Source organism: Streptomyces sp. NPDC021356 (assembly GCF_040641015.1).
GTDB lineage: Bacteria > Actinomycetota > Actinomycetes > Streptomycetales > Streptomycetaceae > Streptomyces.
The window spans coordinates 58,096-72,131 of sequence record NZ_JBFACU010000017.1; the positions used below are offsets into that span (position 1 = coordinate 58,096).

A 14,036-nucleotide genomic window follows, 5' to 3' on the forward strand; every position below is an offset into this window, starting at 1 on the left:
ACGGGGCGGCCACAGGCCCGGGCCTGTGGCGGCCGGGGCCTGTGGCCGCCCGGGCCTGCCGGCTGTGGCTAGTGCCCCGAGGTGGCCTTCAGGCCCACCACGGCCACCAGCAGCAGACAGACGAAGAAGATCCGGGCTGCGGTCACCGGCTCACCGAGCACCACCATGCCCAGCACCGCCGCACCGGCCGCCCCGATGCCCACCCACACCCCGTAGGCCGTACCGATGGGCAGGGAACGGGCGGCGTAGGACAGCAGCAGCATGCTCGCGACGATCCCCGCGCCGGTCAGGACGCTGGGCACCGGCCGGGTGAACCCCTCGCTGTACTTCATCCCGATCGACCAGCCCACTTCCAGCAGACCGGCGACGACAAGCAGAACCCAGGCCACGACGGGCACCTCCGAGACGACGGCGACGCCGGACGGTCGACCGGGCGTCGCGACGGACATCAGGTGCGTCGTCTTTGCCTTCGACCCGGTACGGCGCGTCTCGTCGGGCTCCCTCCCGAGGTTAGCAAAGGAACGACAAAGGGGCCGGTGACAACGGTCACCAGCCCCTCGGGCCGTCCTGTCAGAGGTACAGACCGGTGGAGTCCTCCGACCCCTCGAACCGGTCCGCGGCGACCGCGTGCAGATCCCGCTCGCGCATCAGCACGTAGGCGGTACCCCGCACCTCGACCTCCGCCCGGTCCTCCGGGTCGAACAGCACCCGGTCACCCGGCTCCACGGTCCGCACGTTCTGCCCGACCGCGACGACCTCCGCCCAGGCGAGCCGGCGGCCCACCGCCGCCGTCGCGGGAATCAGGATGCCGCCGCCCGACCGACGCTCGCCCTCGCTCGTGTCCTGGCGGACGAGCACCCGGTCGTGCAGCATCCGGATGGGCAGCTTGTCCTCGTGGGGGCTGTGCTCGTTTCTGTTGGCGCTCACGCCTGAAACCTACCTGCTTCGGCCATGTCCGTACGGAGTGGGTCAGCCGCGGCGCTTGCGCCCGCCGACCGCGAGCAGGCCTACGACACCCACCGCGAGCAGCGCGACCGGCACGATCCGCTCCAACCGGGGCGCGCCCGCCTCGTCCACGAACTGGGACCGCACGTCGCTCACCACCCGGTTGACCTGCACGTAGGCGCGGCCGAGGGTGTGGTCGACGTGAGAGGCGACCTTGGCCTTGGCGTCGCCGACGATGGTCTTCGGATGGACGCGCACCCCGATCTCGTCGAGGGTCTCGGCCAGCGTCTCGCGGCGACGCCTGATGTCCGCCTCGATCTCAGCCGGGGTTCTGGTGTCCGCCGTGTCCGCCACCGTAGCGCCTCCGAAGTCAACTGATGCGTGTTCAGCACAGTCTGTCAGCTCTCGCCGCGACCGCACTGTCGGCACCCCCGGTTACCCTCGGACCGACACGGTATTGGCACCTACGAGGACACGCACGAGGAGAAGACTTCGATGAGCGAGCGACTCCAGCCCGGGGACGAGGCCCCCGCCTTCACCCTCCCCGACGCCGACGGCAACGAGGTGTCGCTGGCCGACCGCAAGGGCCGCAAGGTCATCGTGTACTTCTACCCGGCCGCCCTCACGCCCGGCTGCACCAAGCAGGCCTGCGACTTCACCGACAACCTCGACCTGCTCGCCGGCGCGGGCTACGACGTCATCGGCATCTCCCCCGACAAGCCGGAGAAGCTCGCGAAGTTCCGCGAGACCGAGTCCCTGAAGGTCACCCTCCTCGCCGACCCGGACAAGAAGGTCCTGGAGTCCTACGGCGCCTTCGGCGAGAAGAAGCTCTACGGCAAGACGGTCACCGGAGTCATCCGCTCCACGGTCGTCGTCGACGAGACGGGCAAGGTCGAACGAGCCCTGTACAACGTCAAGGCCACCGGCCACGTAGCCAAGATCATCAAGGATCTGGGTATCTGAGGCGGGGGCCTCCCGCCCTCCGAGCGGCCCGTACCGGCACACCCGGTACGGGCCGCTCCGCTTTCCGTGCGTGACTGTCCGATAACCGGTTCGTTACTCCGTACGGGCCATGAACACATGGCCGAGATCCGAACGGAGGGGGCTCGATGGGGGCCAGTGCGTACACGAGGGAACGGCTGGAGGAGGCGGCGCGCGGGGCGCGGACGCTGTCGGAGGCGTTGGTGAGGTTGGGGGTGGATCCGAGGAGCTCTACACGCCGGTACGTGTGGGAGCGGATGAAGAAGCTCGGCATCGATGCCTCGCACTTCGAGCGGGAGGGAGTGAAGTGGACCAAGGAAGTCCTTGAGCAGGCGGTAGCGGCCTCCACCAACATCTGCGAGGTGCTGCGACATCTCGGCCTGGAGGTGGTGGGCGGGCATCACACGCACATCAGCCGCAAGATCAAGGCGTTTGGTATCGACACCTCCCACTTCCAGGTGCCAACCAGGCGGGGTAAGCCTTGGCGCCCTCGGACACCGGAAGGGCTGCTCGTCGAGCAGCCGAGCGCTCGCGCCCGGCGCATCCCCAGCGATCGCCTCAAGTGGGCGATGACAATGACAGGCATGGAGGAGCGGTGCGCCTTGTGCGGTGCGGAGGCTGCCTGGCGTGGCCGCCCGCTTCCACTCGAAGTGGACCACATCGACGGCAACTGGCGGGACAACCGCATCGAGAACCTACGATTCCTGTGCCCCAACTGCCACTCCACGACGGACACATACCGGGGACGCGGCAAAGGGCGCGTCCTAGGGGAAGACCAGTGATCCGCGCTGAACGCCACCGTCCCGGGGCCGAGCAGTTGCGGGTGGCGGTTGGCGAATCAGTCTCCATCGCTGGAGTGCTCCGCCGGCTGGGACGTCCGGACAACGGTTCACAGCGCACCCTGCTTCGTAAGTGGATCGCTGAAGAGAACCTGTCGACCAGGCACTTCCTCGGGCAGGCCCATCAACGAGGCAAACCGGGCCCGACCCCCGCCAAGCGACCGGAGGAGCTTCTGGTCAAGCACAACCGTGAGCGCCGGACCAAGACGGTGCTTCTGCGCCGCGCGCTCCGCGAAGTCGGTGTCCCCGAGGAATGCACTGAGTGCGGGGTAGGTCCCGAGTGGCTCGGGAAGCCCATGACGCTGGAGGTCGACCACATCAACGGGGACTGGCGTGACAACCGGCAGGAGAACCTGCGGTTGCTGTGCCCGAACTGCCATGCGACGACCAGCACGTGGTGCAGAGGAGGGCGGAAACGTACCCCTCATGCGAGCACCGCATGACCGGTACCATGGCCGTGCACGCGGCCGTGTTGTAACTGGCAGCCAAGCGGCGCTTAGAACGCCGTGGGCGAAAGCCCGTGTGGGTTCGAGTCCCACCGGCCGCACCGGCCCCCGCCTTTGATTCAAAGGCGGGGGCCGTTTTCTCTAGCCCACCAGCTCCCGTACCACCGGCACCAGTGCCCGGAACGCCTTGCCGCGGTGGCTGATCTCGTTCTTCTCCTCGGCCGACAGTTCCGCGCAGGTGCGCGTCTCGCCGTCGGGCTGGAGGATCGGGTCGTAGCCGAAGCCGTTCGCGCCGGCGGGGGCGAGGCGCAGGGTGCCTCGGAGCTGGCCTTCCACCACTCGTTCCGTGCCGTCGGGCAGGGCGAGGGCCGCGGCGCAGGCGAAGTGGGCCGCGCGGTGTTCCTCGGCGATGTCGGAGAGCTGGGCGAGGAGGAGGTCCAGGTTGGCCTTGTCGTCGCCGTGGCGGCCGGCCCAGCGGGCGGAGAAGATGCCGGGGGCGCCGCCGAGGACGTCGACGCACAGGCCGGAGTCGTCGGCGACCGCGGGCAGGCCGGTGGCCTGTGCCAGGGCGTGGGCCTTCAGCAGCGCGTTCTCGGCGAAGGTGACGCCGGTCTCCTTGACGTCGGGGACCTCGGGGTAGGCGTCGGTGCCGACGAGTTCGTGGGGCAGTCCTGCCTCGGTGAGGATCGCCCTGAGTTCGGTGATCTTCCCGGGGTTGCGGGTGGCGAGGATCAAGCGGGTCATGCTCACCAGTATCGGGGGCGGGTCAGGGTGTGCAGACCTTGGTCAGTTCGCCGGCGGCGTCGGTGACGGGGGTGAGGTCGGGGGTGTCGTCGCCGTTCTTGACGGCGGTGCGGACGTTCCCGACGGCCTTGTCGAGGTCGTCGACGGCCTTGTTGACGTCGGTGTTGTCGGTCTTGTCGCCGATTTTCTTCAGGTTGTTCTCTATGGCGCGCAGGGCGTCGTCGGTCTTGGTCGGGTCGTCCGCTGCGTTCTGCACGGCCTGTTGGAGGTTGGTGACGCTGTCGGCGATGGCGTCGGCGCTCTGTACGCAGTCCAGGGCCTTGCCGACCGCGTCGCAGCCGGTGAGGGCGGTGACGGTGAGTGCGATGGCGGCCGTGGTGGCGGCGATGGCGGTGGTGCGGCCGGGTCGTCGGCGGCGGCTCGCGGCCATGGCTGGGTTCCCTCCCCGTTCGGTGGCCGGGCGTACGGTTACGTGCACGGTTTCCGTGCCCCGTACGCCCGTACCGGTAGGGACGTCGGACGCGGGAGGCGGGTTGCGTCCCGGTGGCTCCCTTTCTTGGCGTGCGCTTTACCCGCTGAGCCGCTGTCGCACTACTTTTCGAGCGCTGCCCGCTGGATCGCGGCGAGGTCGGTGCAGCCGGCCACGGCGAGGTCGAGCAGGGCGCCCAGTTCGTCGCGGGCGAAGGGTTCGGCCTCGGCGGTGCCCTGGACCTCGACGAAGCGGCCGTCGCCGGTGCAGACGACGTTCATGTCGGTGTCGGCGCGCACGTCCTCCTCGTAGCAGAGGTCGAGGAGGGGGACGCCGCCGACGATGCCGACGGAGACGGCGCTGACGGTTCCGGTGAGGGGCTGGCGGCCGGCCTTGATCAGCTTCTTGCCCTGGGCCCAGGCGACGGCGTCGGCGAGGGCGACGTAGGAGCCGGTGATGGCGGCGGTGCGGGTGCCGCCGTCGGCCTGGAGGACGTCGCAGTCGAGGACGACGGTGTTCTCGCCGAGGGCCTTGTAGTCGATGACGGCGCGCAGTGAGCGGCCGATGAGGCGGCTGATCTCGTGGGTGCGGCCGCCGATGCGGCCCTTGACGGATTCGCGGTCGCCGCGGGTGTTGGTGGCGCGGGGCAGCATGGCGTACTCGGCGGTGACCCAGCCCTCGCCGCTGCCCTTGCGCCAGCGCGGGACGCCTTCGGTGACGGAGGCGGTGCAGAGGACCTTGGTGTCGCCGAAGGAGACGAGGACGGAGCCTTCGGCGTGCTTGCTCCAGCCGCGTTCGATGGTGACGGGGCGGAGCTGGTCGGGGGTGCGGCCGTCGATTCGAGACATGGGTCGAGCCTAGTGCCCCACGGGCAAGGGGCTCTTCCCGCGTCGGGAAGAGCCCCTTGGGGGTGAACCTGCCGGGTCCCTGGGCGGGACCGAGGGGTTCACATCAGGTCTTCGATGTCCGCGGCGATCGGGTCGGCGTCGGTGCCGATGACGACCTGGATGGCGTTGCCCATCTTCACGACGCCGTGGGCGCCGGCGGCCTTGAGGGCGGCCTCGTCGACCTTGCTCGGGTCGACGACCTCGGTGCGGAGGCGGGTGATGCAGCCCTCGACCTCTTCGATGTTGTCGATGCCGCCGAGCCCGGCAACGATCTTCTCAGCCTTGCTGGCCATGTTCTGTCTCCCTGATCCGAACCGCTTTGTCGCAGTAACCCACAGTTGGCCCATCTTCGCGAGCGGTTGTGCCGTCGGTACCGAATGATGGCGTTCACGACAGCGGAACCGTCCGTCAACTGGTCTACACCACCGTTGGCGCGGTGGCCAAACGGGGTGCCGCACGACGGAGCGGGGCGCCGGGAGGACGCCATGAGTGCCGACAACGCCGGTGGCGCGGAAGTCAGGGTCTCGCCCTTGCGGGAGCGCTGGAACACGTTGTTCCAGCGCTTGCAGAAGATGGGCCGCAGTCTCCAGTTGCCTATCGCGGTGCTGCCGGCGGCGGGCATCCTGAACCGGCTGGGGCAGCCGGACGTGTTCGGCAAGGACGGGCTGGGCTGGATCGACGTCTCGAAGGTGATGGCGGGGGCGGGCGGTGCGCTGCTCGACGGGGAGCTGGGGCTGCCGATGCTGTTCTGCGTCGGTGTGGCCATCGGGATGGCGAAGAAGGCGGACGGTTCGACGGCGCTGGCGGCGGTGGCGGGCTTCCTCGTCTACTACAACGTGCTGCACCAGTTCCCGACGACCTGTCCGGCGGGGGCGAGGGTGATCGCGACGGGGTGTCAGGCGGCGGACGGGACGGTGACGGCGTTCGCGTTCCAGAATCCGGGAATCTTCGGCGGGATCGTGATGGGGCTGCTGTCCGCTTTCTTCTGGCGGCGTTTCCACCGTACGAGGCTGGTGGACTGGCTCGGTTTCTTCAACGGGCGGCGGCTGGTGCCGATCATCATGGCGTTCGTGGCGATCCTGTTCGCGGCGCTGTGCCTGTGGGTCTGGCCGCCGATCGGCCGGGGCCTGGAGGGCTTCAGCAACTGGCTGAGCGCTGCCGGGGCGTGGGGCGCGGGTGTCTTCGGGCTGGCGAACCGGGCGCTGCTGGTGATCGGCCTGCACCAGTTCCTGAACGTGCCGATCTGGTTCCAGTTCGGCAGTTACACGAAGCCGGACGGGACGGTGGTGCACGGTGACATCAACATGTTCCTGGCGGGCGACCCGCATGCGGGGCAGTTCACCTCGGGTTTCTTCCCGATCATGATGTTCGCGTTGCCGGCGGCGGCGCTGGCGATCACGCACACGGCGCGGCCGGACCGCCGCAAGGAGGTCGGCGGGCTGATGCTGTCGGTGGCGCTGACGTCGTTCGTCACGGGGATCACCGAGCCGCTGGAGTACTCGTTCCTGTTCATCGCCCCGGTGCTGTACGCGGTGCACGCGGTGCTGACGGGGGTGTCGATGGCGGTGACCTGGGCGCTGGGTGTGCACGACGGGTTCAGCTTCTCGGCGGGGCTGATCGATTACGTCATCAACTGGAACCTGGCGACCCGGCCGTGGGCGATCGTGCCGATCGGGCTGTGCTTCGCCGTCGTCTATTACGCGGTCTTCCGATTTGCCATCAGGAAGTTCGATCTGAAGACTCCTGGGCGGGAGCCCGAGGAGGAGGTCGAGGACGTCACGCAGGCCTGAGGGTCAAACCGGTGCGAAAGCGGCCTGTGCCGGCCGGTGGGATTCCGTACGGCGTGTAGCGGTTCGGTCGCATTTTCGCGGGTTCCTTACGCCACCTTCATCGTGCTACAACAGGTCTACACCACTGAGTGGTGTAGACCACCACCCGATGGAGGACGGACGTTATGAGCACCGCCACCGCCGAGACGACGGCGGCACCCGCGAAGAAGCGGGGATCAGGCCTGTTCCAGGGCCTGCAGAAGGTCGGCCGAAGCCTGCAGCTGCCGATCGCCGTGCTGCCGGCGGCCGGCATCATGGTCCGGCTGGGCCAGGATGACATCTTCGGCAAGGACGGCCTGGGCTGGGACAAGGTCGCCGCTGTGTTCAACAACGCGGGCGGCGCGCTGACCGGCTCCCTGCCGATCCTCTTCTGCATCGGTGTGGCCATCGGTTTCGCCAAGAAGTCGGACGGTTCGACCGCGCTGGCCGCGGTGGTGGGCTTCCTCGTCTACAGCAAGGTCCTCGAGGCCTTCCCCCTCACCGAGCAGCACATCGAGAAGGGGAAGATAGTCGAGGCCACCTACAACAACCCGGGTGTGCTCGGCGGCATCATCATGGGCCTGCTGGCCGCCGTGCTGTGGCAGCGCTTCCACCGCACGAAGCTGGTCGACTGGCTCGGCTTCTTCAACGGCCGCCGTCTGGTGCCGATCATCATGGCCTTCGTCGGCATCGTGGTGGGTGTCGTCTTCGCCCTGATCTGGAAGCCGATCGGCACCGGCATCACCGACTTCGGCGACTGGATGACCGGGCTGGGCTCGGGCGGCGCCGCCCTCTTCGGCGGCGTGAACCGCGCGCTGATCCCGGTCGGCATGCACCAGTTCGTGAACACGGTCTCCTGGTTCCAGCTCGGCAGCTTCACCGACGCCTCCGGCCAGGTCTGGCAGGGCGACATCCCGCGCTTCCTGCACGGCGACCCGTCCGCCGGTCTCTTCCAGTCCGGCTTCTTCCCGATCATGATGTTCGGCCTGCCGGCCGCCGCGCTCGCCATCGCGCACTGCGCCCGTCCCGAGCGCCGCAAGGTCGTGCTCGGCATGATGCTCTCGCTGGCCGCGACCTCGTTCGTCACCGGTGTCACCGAGCCGATCGAGTTCTCCTTCATGTTCATCGCGCCGGTCCTGTACGTGCTGCACGCCGTGCTCACCGCCGCGTCGATGGCCATCACCTGGGGCCTGGGCGTGCACGACGGCTTCAACTTCTCCGCCGGCTTCATCGACTACGCGCTGAACTGGCACCTGGCGTCGAAGCCATGGCTGATCATCCCGATCGGACTGGTCTTCGCGGTCATCTACTACGTGACCTTCCGCTTCGCCATCATCAAGTTCAACCTCCCCACCCCGGGCCGCGAGCCCGAGGAGGAGGTGGAGGACCTCACCAAGGCGTGAGCCCTCCCCCGGAACGTCACGAGCCCCCCGAGCCGCTGCTCGGGGGGCTTCGTCGTGCGTCGTCGTACGGGCGGGCGCCTCAGATCTCGTACGTCGCTCCGGCCGCCGCCAGCTCCACCGGACCGTCGTAGACGGCGCGGGCGTCGGTGAGGTTGATCTGGGGGTCGGTCCACGGGGGGATGTGGGTGAGGACGAGGCGGCGGGCGCGGGCGCGGGCGGCGGCCTCGCCGGCCTCGCGGCCGTTGAGGTGGAGGTCGGGGATGTCCTCCTTGCCGTCCGTGAAAGCCGCCTCGCACAGGAACAGGTCGGCGTCCCGGGCGAGTTCCTCCAGCGCGTCGCTGGTGCCGGTGTCGCCGGAGTACGTCAGCGTCCGGCCGCCGTGTTCGAGGCGGATGGCGTACGCCTCCACGGGGTGGGCCACCCGCTCGGTGTGCACGGTGAAGGGGCCGATGTCGAAGGTGCCCGGCTTGACCGTGTGGAAGTCGAAGACCTCGCTCATCGAGGAGGCGGAGGGGGTGTCGGCGTAGGCCGTGGTGAGCCGGTGCTCGGTGCCCTCGGGGCCGTGGACCGGCAGCGGGGCGCAGCGTCCGCCCTCGTGCCGGTAGTAGCGCGCGACGAAGTAGGCGCACATGTCGATGCAGTGGTCGACGTGCAGGTGGCTCAGGAAGATCGCGTCGAGGTCGTAGAGACCGCAGTGGCGCTGCAACTCGCCCAGGGCGCCGTTGCCCATGTCGAGGAGCAGCCGGAAGCCGTCGGCCTCTACGAGGTAGCTCGAGCAGGCCGATTCCGCGGACGGGAACGACCCCGAGCAGCCGACGACGGTGAGCTTCATGGAGCAGAAACCTCCGCTGGCGGGGAAGATACAGAAGGTGACGGGGGTCGTGCGGTCCGTCGAGCGTAAGGCGCGAAACGGCGGGTCGCTCCTTCGGCAAGGTCGGTTGTGGGCGAACTCACCTGTGGTGTCACCGGTTCGGCTGGACGTGGGGCGCATGAGGTGTGGAAGAGGGCGCGCACGGACGGTCGTGCGCCGGTAACGTCGTCCTTATGGACACGTCCTGGTGGCTGGCGCTCGCGGCGGTGGTGCTGTTGGCGCTCGTCGCCACGCTCGTCGACGGGTGGGGCCGGCGTCCCGCGGGGCGCCGGACGCGTCCGCCGGGGCGTCCGGAGGGGCGCGGGGAGCGGGGTGCCGGCGCGCGTCCGCAGCCGGCGGAGATCTGGTGGGCGAACGTGCCCTACGAGGAGGGTCCCGGGTCGAAGGACCGTCCCTGTCTGGTGCTGTCGGTGCACGGCAAGCGGGCCCGGGTCGCCAAGATCACCAGCAGGTACCACGACGAGCGGGCCGGGGTGATCCCGTTGCCGCCGGGCTCGGTGGGGGACGCGCAGGGGCGGACGAGCTTCCTGGAGACCGACGAGGTGCGGGAGGTGCCGGTGTGGGACTTCCGTCGCCGGGTGGGGGTCGTGGACCCGGTGCTCTGGGACCAGGTGCGCTACCTGGCCGGGTGAGTCGGTCCGCCGGGGCCGCCCGTACGCCCTGGCCGCCGGGTGCGCCTGTCATGGCCGTGCGACCCGCACGGTGACCGTCCACTCCTGGATGCCCTTGCAGGAGATCCTGCCGGGGGCGGTGGCGCACAGCGGGCGGGACGAGGTGAGGCGGGCGGTGCCGGGGGTGGTGGCGGTGTAGGCGGCGAGGGCGTCGCCGGGCAGGATCACGATGCCGGCGTCGGCGCCCTTGAGCGCGGTGCCGGTGGCCTTGACCGGGGTCCAGGGGCGTTCCTCGGTGCCGTCGAGGGTCAGGCGCAGGTAGCCGCCGACGGTGAGGCAGAGGGTGCGGCCGGAGTCGGCGGCGGTGAGGTCGGCGTGGGCGGTGCAGCCGGGCGGGGACGGCTGGGAGGCGGACGTGGGACCCGCAGTTCCCCCTGTGCCTGCTGTTCCCGCAGTTCCCGCTGTGCCCTTGCCGTCCTGCTGGGTGCTGCCGCAGCCGAGGAGGAGCAGGGCGGCTGCCGCCGCGCCCGCGGTCGCGGTGGTGGTGCGGTGGTGCGTCGTACGGCGCATGGGGCGTCCGCCTTTCCGCAGTCCCGTTCCGGGTGCCCGGTGTCCCGGGGCCCAGTGCCCTGGTGCCGATGTGACGTTCCTCCAGCACATCAGGATCCCCGCGCCCGCGCACGCCGGGACCCCGGCCGGTGTTCCGGCCGGGGTCGCGGTGTGCGGGAGGGGCGGGGCGGGTCAGCCGGTCGTCAGGGCCGTGTCGTCGACGACGAAGCTGGTCTGGAGGGAGGAGTCCTCCGTGCCGCTGAACTTCAGGGTGACGGTGGAGCCCGCCAGGCTGGAGAGGTCGACGGTCTTCTGGGCGTAACCGGAAACCGCGTTGGCGTTGGAGTACGTCGCCAGGGTCTTCGATCCCGCGGTCACCGTCAGCTTGTCGTAGGCGGTGCTGCCGCTCTCGGAGGTGTCGATGTGCAGGTAGAAGGTAAGGGTGGCCTTGCAGCCGGTCGGGATGGTCACCGACTGGGAGAGGCTGTCGGTGTGCGAGGTGCCGTACCCGTCGAGCCACGCCTTGTAGGAGCCGCTGTGGGCGGGCTCGCCGCTGTCGGTGGTGATGACGCCGTTGGAGGCGGTCCAGGCGGTGTTGCCGGACTCGAAGCCCGGGTTGCCGAGCAGCTGCGCCCCGGTGCAGGTGCCGCCGGAGGTGCCGATCGTCCAGGTGAAGGAGGTGGAGCCGGAGGCGCCGGTGGAGTCCTTCGCGGTGACGGTGACCTGGTAGGTGCCGGCGGTGGTGGCGGTGCCGCTGATCAGGCCGGTGGAGCTGTTGATGGACAGGCCGGTGGGCAGGCCGGTGGCGCTGTAGGTGAGGGCCGCGCCCGCGCTGTCGGTGGCCTTGATCTGCAGGCCGGCCGAGCCGCCGGTGGTGGTGGACTGGCTGCCGGGGTTGGTGACGCTCACGGTGTTGCCGGTGCCGCCGCCGCCCGTGGTGAAGGCGGCGGTGCCGTTCGGGGTGCCCCAGCCGGTCGGGCCGTCGTAGCCGGCGGCCGCCTTGCAGAAGTACGCGGTGGAGCAGGAGCCGTTGGAGCCGCTGGTCACGTCGTACAGGTTGCCGGTGTGGCTGTAGGGGTACTTCGCCGGGTAGTCGCTGCCGCCCGGCGTGCCCGCCAGGGCGTAGACGCCGGCGATGATCGGGGCGGAGGCGCTGGTGCCGCCGTAGACGGCCCAGCCGCTGCCGCCGTAGGTGTCGTAGACGGCGACGCCGGTGGCCGGGTCGGCGACGGCGGAGACGTCGGCCTCCATGCGCTTGGAGCAGCCGGTGTCGGTCTGCCAGCTCGGCTTCGGGTCGTAGGCGGAGCAGCCGGAGCCGGTGCCCTCGGTGGAGTTGGTGTTCCACACGCTCTCGCTCCAGCCGCGGGAGTTGGACGCGGTGGTGAGCGCGGTGCCGCCGACGGCGGTCACGTACTGGGAGGTCGCGGGGTATTCGGCGCCGTAGCCGGAGTCGCCCGCGGAGACGGTGATCGCGACGCCGGGGTGCTTGAAGTACTGGGTGTCCTCGGTGGTCTGGGAGGACGCCTCGGAGCCGCCCCAGCTGTTGGAGACGAACTTGGCGCCGAGCGAGACGGCCTCGTTCTCGGCTGTGCCGAGGTCGGTGTCGTTCGCGGAGTTCGCCTCGACCAGGATGATGCTGCAGTTCGGGCAGACCGCGCTGACCATGTCGAGGTCGAGCGCCTCCTCACCGGCCCAGCCGCTGTCGTTGGTCGGCAGGGAGGTGGTGGAGCCGGTCTGGCTGACCTGCTTGAAGCAGCCGTTGGCCTTGGTGCAGGCCGACAGGCCGTACGTCGAGCGGTAGGTGGCCAGGTCGGATTCGGCGTTGGGGTCGTTGTAGGCGTCGACCACCGCGACCGTCAGGCCGGAGCCGCCGGTGCTGGGCAGGTTGTAGGCGCTGTGCAGGTTGGCCGGGGAGAGGCCGGAGGGTGCGGCGGCGGCGAGCGCGGAGGCGAGCCGCTGTTTGATGTCGGTGCGGCGCTGGGCGAAGCAGGAGGCCTCGCCGGGCCGGGCGTCGGCGCACAGCCGGGTCGTGGGCACCTTCTGGCCGGCCGTGCCGGTGGTGTGGAAGGTCTGCCGCTCCGGGGCGGTGAGGGCCCGCGCGTTCTGGGCGGCCTTGGTGGTGTGCGGGTGCGCGGCGGCGGGCTGGGCCGCCCCGGCGGTCGGTGCCGCGACGAACCCGGCGACGGTGAGGGCGAGGGCGGGGAAGGCGACGGTGAGGAGTCGGCGCGGACTCCGTCTCCGGCTGCTCGGGCGTGACTCACGCATGGGGTACTGCCTCCGTTGACGTGGGGGTGCGCACTGGTCGGGCAGCCCGTGACGCGGGTCGCGGCGGCGGAACCGCGCAGTCATGAGCATGACATTCCACACTCCGCACACCACGTGATCGTGGCATGACAGGGTGCGCCGAGAACGTAGCCCCGCGCGGCCGGGACGCGGCAGTACCCGGAGGGAATTCTTTGCCCCTCCATAGGATGAGATTGGCCCCCTCGTGGGAGGGGGCTGGGACGTGCTTGAGGCGGCCGGACCGGTCAGGCCCAGAGCTGGCCGTGGAGCGTGGCGATGGCCTCCTCCGTGGTGGCCGCCGTGTAGACGCCGGTGGACAGGTACTTCCAGCCGCCGTCGGCGACGACGAAGACGATGTCGGCGCTCTCCCCCGCCTTGACGGCCTTGCTACCGACGCCGATGGCGGCGTGCAGCGCGGCGCCCGTGGAGACCCCGGCGAAGATCCCCTCCTGCTGGAGGAGTTCACGGGTACGGGTGACGGCGTCGGCGGAGCCGACGGAGAAGCGGGTGGTGAGGACGGAGGCGTCGTACAGCTCGGGGACGAAGCCCTCGTCGAGGTTGCGCAGGCCGTACACCAGGTCGTCGTAGCGCGGTTCGGCGGCGACGATCTTCACGTCCGGCTTGTGCTCGCGCAGGTAGCGGCCGACGCCCATCAGGGTGCCGGTGGTGCCGAGGCCCGCCACGAAATGGGTGACGGAGGGCAGGTCGGCGAGGATCTCCGGGCCGGTGGTCGCGTAGTGCGCGCCGGCGTTGTCGGGGTTGCCGTACTGGTAGAGCATCACCCAGTCGGGATGCTCGGCGGAGAGTTCCTTGGCGACGCGGACGGCGGTGTTGGAGCCGCCCGCCGCCGGGGAGGAGATGATCTCCGCTCCCCACATGCCGAGCAGGTCCCGGCGCTCCTGGGAGGTGTTCTCGGGCATCACGCACACCATGCGGTAGCCCTTGAGCTTGGCCGCCATGGCGAGCGAGATGCCGGTGTTGCCGCTGGTCGGTTCGAGGATCGTGCAGCCCGGCGTGAGACGGCCGTCCTTCTCCGCCTGCTCGATCATGTGCAGGGCGGGGCGGTCCTTGACGGAGCCGGTCGGGTTGCGGTCCTCCAGCTTGGCCCAGATGCGGACGTCGGCGGACGGCGAGAGCCGCGGCAGGCGCACCAGGGGGGTGTTGCCCACCGCGGCCAGCGGGGAGTCGTAGCGCATCGCT

17 protein-coding genes, 1 tRNA gene and 1 riboswitch are annotated in these 14,036 nt (G+C 70.0%); of the genes, 7 read left to right on the forward strand and 11 right to left on the reverse strand.

Translation table 11 applies throughout. From position 1 onward, the window contains the following. Positions 1–68 precede the first annotated feature (68 nt). From AB0G56_RS23555 to AB0G56_RS23565, 3 genes are all read right to left on the reverse strand, one after another. Positions 69–389 (reverse strand): multidrug efflux SMR transporter, encoded by a 321-nt coding sequence (locus AB0G56_RS23555; protein WP_360972607.1) that lies wholly within the window; start codon positions 387–389, stop codon positions 69–71. 62 nt (positions 390–451) lie between these two features. Next, positions 452–526, reverse strand: a riboswitch (guanidine-III (ykkC-III) riboswitch). Between the two features lie 44 nt (positions 527–570). Next, the gene (locus tag AB0G56_RS23560) at positions 571–927 is read right to left on the reverse strand and encodes a co-chaperone GroES (RefSeq protein WP_037853273.1); all 357 of its coding nucleotides are present in this window, start codon (positions 925–927) and stop codon (positions 571–573) included. 42 nt (positions 928–969) lie between these two features. Continuing rightward, positions 970–1,299 (reverse strand): DUF3618 domain-containing protein, encoded by a 330-nt coding sequence (locus AB0G56_RS23565; protein WP_360972381.1) that lies wholly within the window; start codon positions 1,297–1,299, stop codon positions 970–972. 141 nt (positions 1,300–1,440) lie between these two features. On the opposite strand from AB0G56_RS23565, the gene bcp reads away from it, so the two are divergent. The 4 genes from bcp to AB0G56_RS23585 all read left to right on the forward strand — a co-directional run bounded on the left by bcp (position 1,441) and on the right by AB0G56_RS23585 (position 3,312). Continuing rightward, the gene (gene bcp / locus AB0G56_RS23570) at positions 1,441–1,908 is read left to right on the forward strand and encodes a thioredoxin-dependent thiol peroxidase (protein ID WP_360972383.1); all 468 of its coding nucleotides are present in this window, start codon (positions 1,441–1,443) and stop codon (positions 1,906–1,908) included. A gap of 146 nt (positions 1,909–2,054) precedes the next feature. Beyond that, entirely contained in the window at positions 2,055–2,708 is a 654-nt protein-coding gene (locus AB0G56_RS23575; RefSeq protein ID WP_360972385.1) for an HNH endonuclease signature motif containing protein, read from the forward strand. Then, positions 2,705–3,208, forward strand: a complete 504-nt coding sequence (locus tag AB0G56_RS23580; protein WP_360972387.1) for an HNH endonuclease signature motif containing protein — start codon at positions 2,705–2,707, stop codon at positions 3,206–3,208. Before AB0G56_RS23575 ends, AB0G56_RS23580 begins: the two co-directional genes overlap by 4 nt. 20 nt (positions 3,209–3,228) lie before the next feature. Further along, positions 3,229–3,312, forward strand: a tRNA-Leu gene (locus AB0G56_RS23585). Between the two features lie 40 nt (positions 3,313–3,352). Here the strand turns inward: AB0G56_RS23585 and rdgB are convergent. The 4 genes from rdgB to AB0G56_RS23605 form a co-directional block, all read right to left on the reverse strand. Next, a complete protein-coding gene (gene rdgB / locus AB0G56_RS23590; RefSeq protein ID WP_360972389.1) occupies positions 3,353–3,955 on the reverse strand; it encodes an RdgB/HAM1 family non-canonical purine NTP pyrophosphatase in 603 nt (200 codons plus the stop codon). 22 nt (positions 3,956–3,977) lie between these two features. Next, complete coding sequence (locus AB0G56_RS23595) at positions 3,978–4,385, reverse strand: hypothetical protein (protein ID WP_360972391.1); 408 nt, start codon at positions 4,383–4,385, stop codon at positions 3,978–3,980. Between the two features lie 161 nt (positions 4,386–4,546). Next, positions 4,547–5,272: a ribonuclease PH gene (gene rph / locus AB0G56_RS23600; RefSeq protein ID WP_360972393.1), complete on the reverse strand. Its 726-nt coding sequence runs from the start codon at positions 5,270–5,272 to the stop codon at positions 4,547–4,549. A gap of 98 nt (positions 5,273–5,370) precedes the next feature. Further along, the gene (locus tag AB0G56_RS23605; RefSeq protein WP_360972395.1) at positions 5,371–5,604 is read right to left on the reverse strand and encodes a PTS glucose/sucrose transporter subunit IIB; all 234 of its coding nucleotides are present in this window, start codon (positions 5,602–5,604) and stop codon (positions 5,371–5,373) included. A gap of 192 nt (positions 5,605–5,796) precedes the next feature. Here AB0G56_RS23605 and AB0G56_RS23610 point away from each other — a divergent pair, with 192 nt between their 5' ends. Continuing rightward, entirely contained in the window at positions 5,797–7,101 is a 1,305-nt protein-coding gene (locus tag AB0G56_RS23610) for a PTS transporter subunit EIIC (RefSeq protein ID WP_360972397.1), read from the forward strand. Between the two features lie 164 nt (positions 7,102–7,265). After that, positions 7,266–8,522: a PTS transporter subunit EIIC gene (locus AB0G56_RS23615; protein ID WP_360972399.1), complete on the forward strand. Its 1,257-nt coding sequence runs from the start codon at positions 7,266–7,268 to the stop codon at positions 8,520–8,522. 79 nt (positions 8,523–8,601) lie between these two features. Here AB0G56_RS23615 and AB0G56_RS23620 read toward each other — a convergent pair whose 3' ends face one another. Then, positions 8,602–9,354, reverse strand: coding sequence for an MBL fold metallo-hydrolase (locus AB0G56_RS23620; protein WP_360972401.1), 753 nt, complete (start codon positions 9,352–9,354; stop codon positions 8,602–8,604). 212 nt (positions 9,355–9,566) lie between these two features. Here AB0G56_RS23620 and AB0G56_RS23625 point away from each other — a divergent pair, with 212 nt between their 5' ends. Beyond that, positions 9,567–10,025, forward strand: coding sequence for a type II toxin-antitoxin system PemK/MazF family toxin (locus AB0G56_RS23625; RefSeq protein ID WP_360972403.1), 459 nt, complete (start codon positions 9,567–9,569; stop codon positions 10,023–10,025). A 48-nt stretch (positions 10,026–10,073) separates the two neighbouring features. Here AB0G56_RS23625 and AB0G56_RS23630 read toward each other — a convergent pair whose 3' ends face one another. From AB0G56_RS23630 to AB0G56_RS23640, 3 genes are all read right to left on the reverse strand, one after another. Then, positions 10,074–10,574: a hypothetical protein gene (locus AB0G56_RS23630; protein ID WP_360972405.1), complete on the reverse strand. Its 501-nt coding sequence runs from the start codon at positions 10,572–10,574 to the stop codon at positions 10,074–10,076. A 171-nt stretch (positions 10,575–10,745) separates the two neighbouring features. Beyond that, on the reverse strand, positions 10,746–12,818 hold the full coding sequence (locus tag AB0G56_RS23635) for a putative Ig domain-containing protein (protein ID WP_360972407.1): 2,073 nt from the start codon (positions 12,816–12,818) through the stop codon (positions 10,746–10,748). A gap of 263 nt (positions 12,819–13,081) precedes the next feature. Continuing rightward, positions 13,082–14,032 (reverse strand): cysteine synthase, encoded by a 951-nt coding sequence (locus AB0G56_RS23640; protein ID WP_360972409.1) that lies wholly within the window; start codon positions 14,030–14,032, stop codon positions 13,082–13,084. Positions 14,033–14,036: the final 4 nt, after the last annotated feature.

Coding starts and splice junctions, on each gene's coding strand:
- AB0G56_RS23605 (WP_360972395.1), bottom strand. CDS start 5,604: ATGGCCAGCAAGGCTGAGAAGATCGTTGCCGGGCTCGGCGGCATCGAC.
- rph (WP_360972393.1), bottom strand. CDS start 5,272: ATGTCTCGAATCGACGGCCGCACCCCCGACCAGCTCCGCCCCGTCACC.
- AB0G56_RS23640 (WP_360972409.1), bottom strand. CDS start 14,032: ATGCGCTACGACTCCCCGCTGGCCGCGGTGGGCAACACCCCCCTGGTG.
- bcp (WP_360972383.1), top strand. CDS start 1,441: ATGAGCGAGCGACTCCAGCCCGGGGACGAGGCCCCCGCCTTCACCCTC.
- AB0G56_RS23595 (WP_360972391.1), bottom strand. CDS start 4,385: ATGGCCGCGAGCCGCCGCCGACGACCCGGCCGCACCACCGCCATCGCC.
- AB0G56_RS23620 (WP_360972401.1), bottom strand. CDS start 9,354: ATGAAGCTCACCGTCGTCGGCTGCTCGGGGTCGTTCCCGTCCGCGGAA.
- AB0G56_RS23630 (WP_360972405.1), bottom strand. CDS start 10,574: ATGCGCCGTACGACGCACCACCGCACCACCACCGCGACCGCGGGCGCG.
- AB0G56_RS23625 (WP_360972403.1), top strand. CDS start 9,567: ATGGACACGTCCTGGTGGCTGGCGCTCGCGGCGGTGGTGCTGTTGGCG.
- AB0G56_RS23615 (WP_360972399.1), top strand. CDS start 7,266: ATGAGCACCGCCACCGCCGAGACGACGGCGGCACCCGCGAAGAAGCGG.
- AB0G56_RS23610 (WP_360972397.1), top strand. CDS start 5,797: ATGAGTGCCGACAACGCCGGTGGCGCGGAAGTCAGGGTCTCGCCCTTG.
- AB0G56_RS23635 (WP_360972407.1), bottom strand. CDS start 12,818: ATGCGTGAGTCACGCCCGAGCAGCCGGAGACGGAGTCCGCGCCGACTC.
- rdgB (WP_360972389.1), bottom strand. CDS start 3,955: ATGACCCGCTTGATCCTCGCCACCCGCAACCCCGGGAAGATCACCGAA.
- AB0G56_RS23575 (WP_360972385.1), top strand. CDS start 2,055: ATGGGGGCCAGTGCGTACACGAGGGAACGGCTGGAGGAGGCGGCGCGC.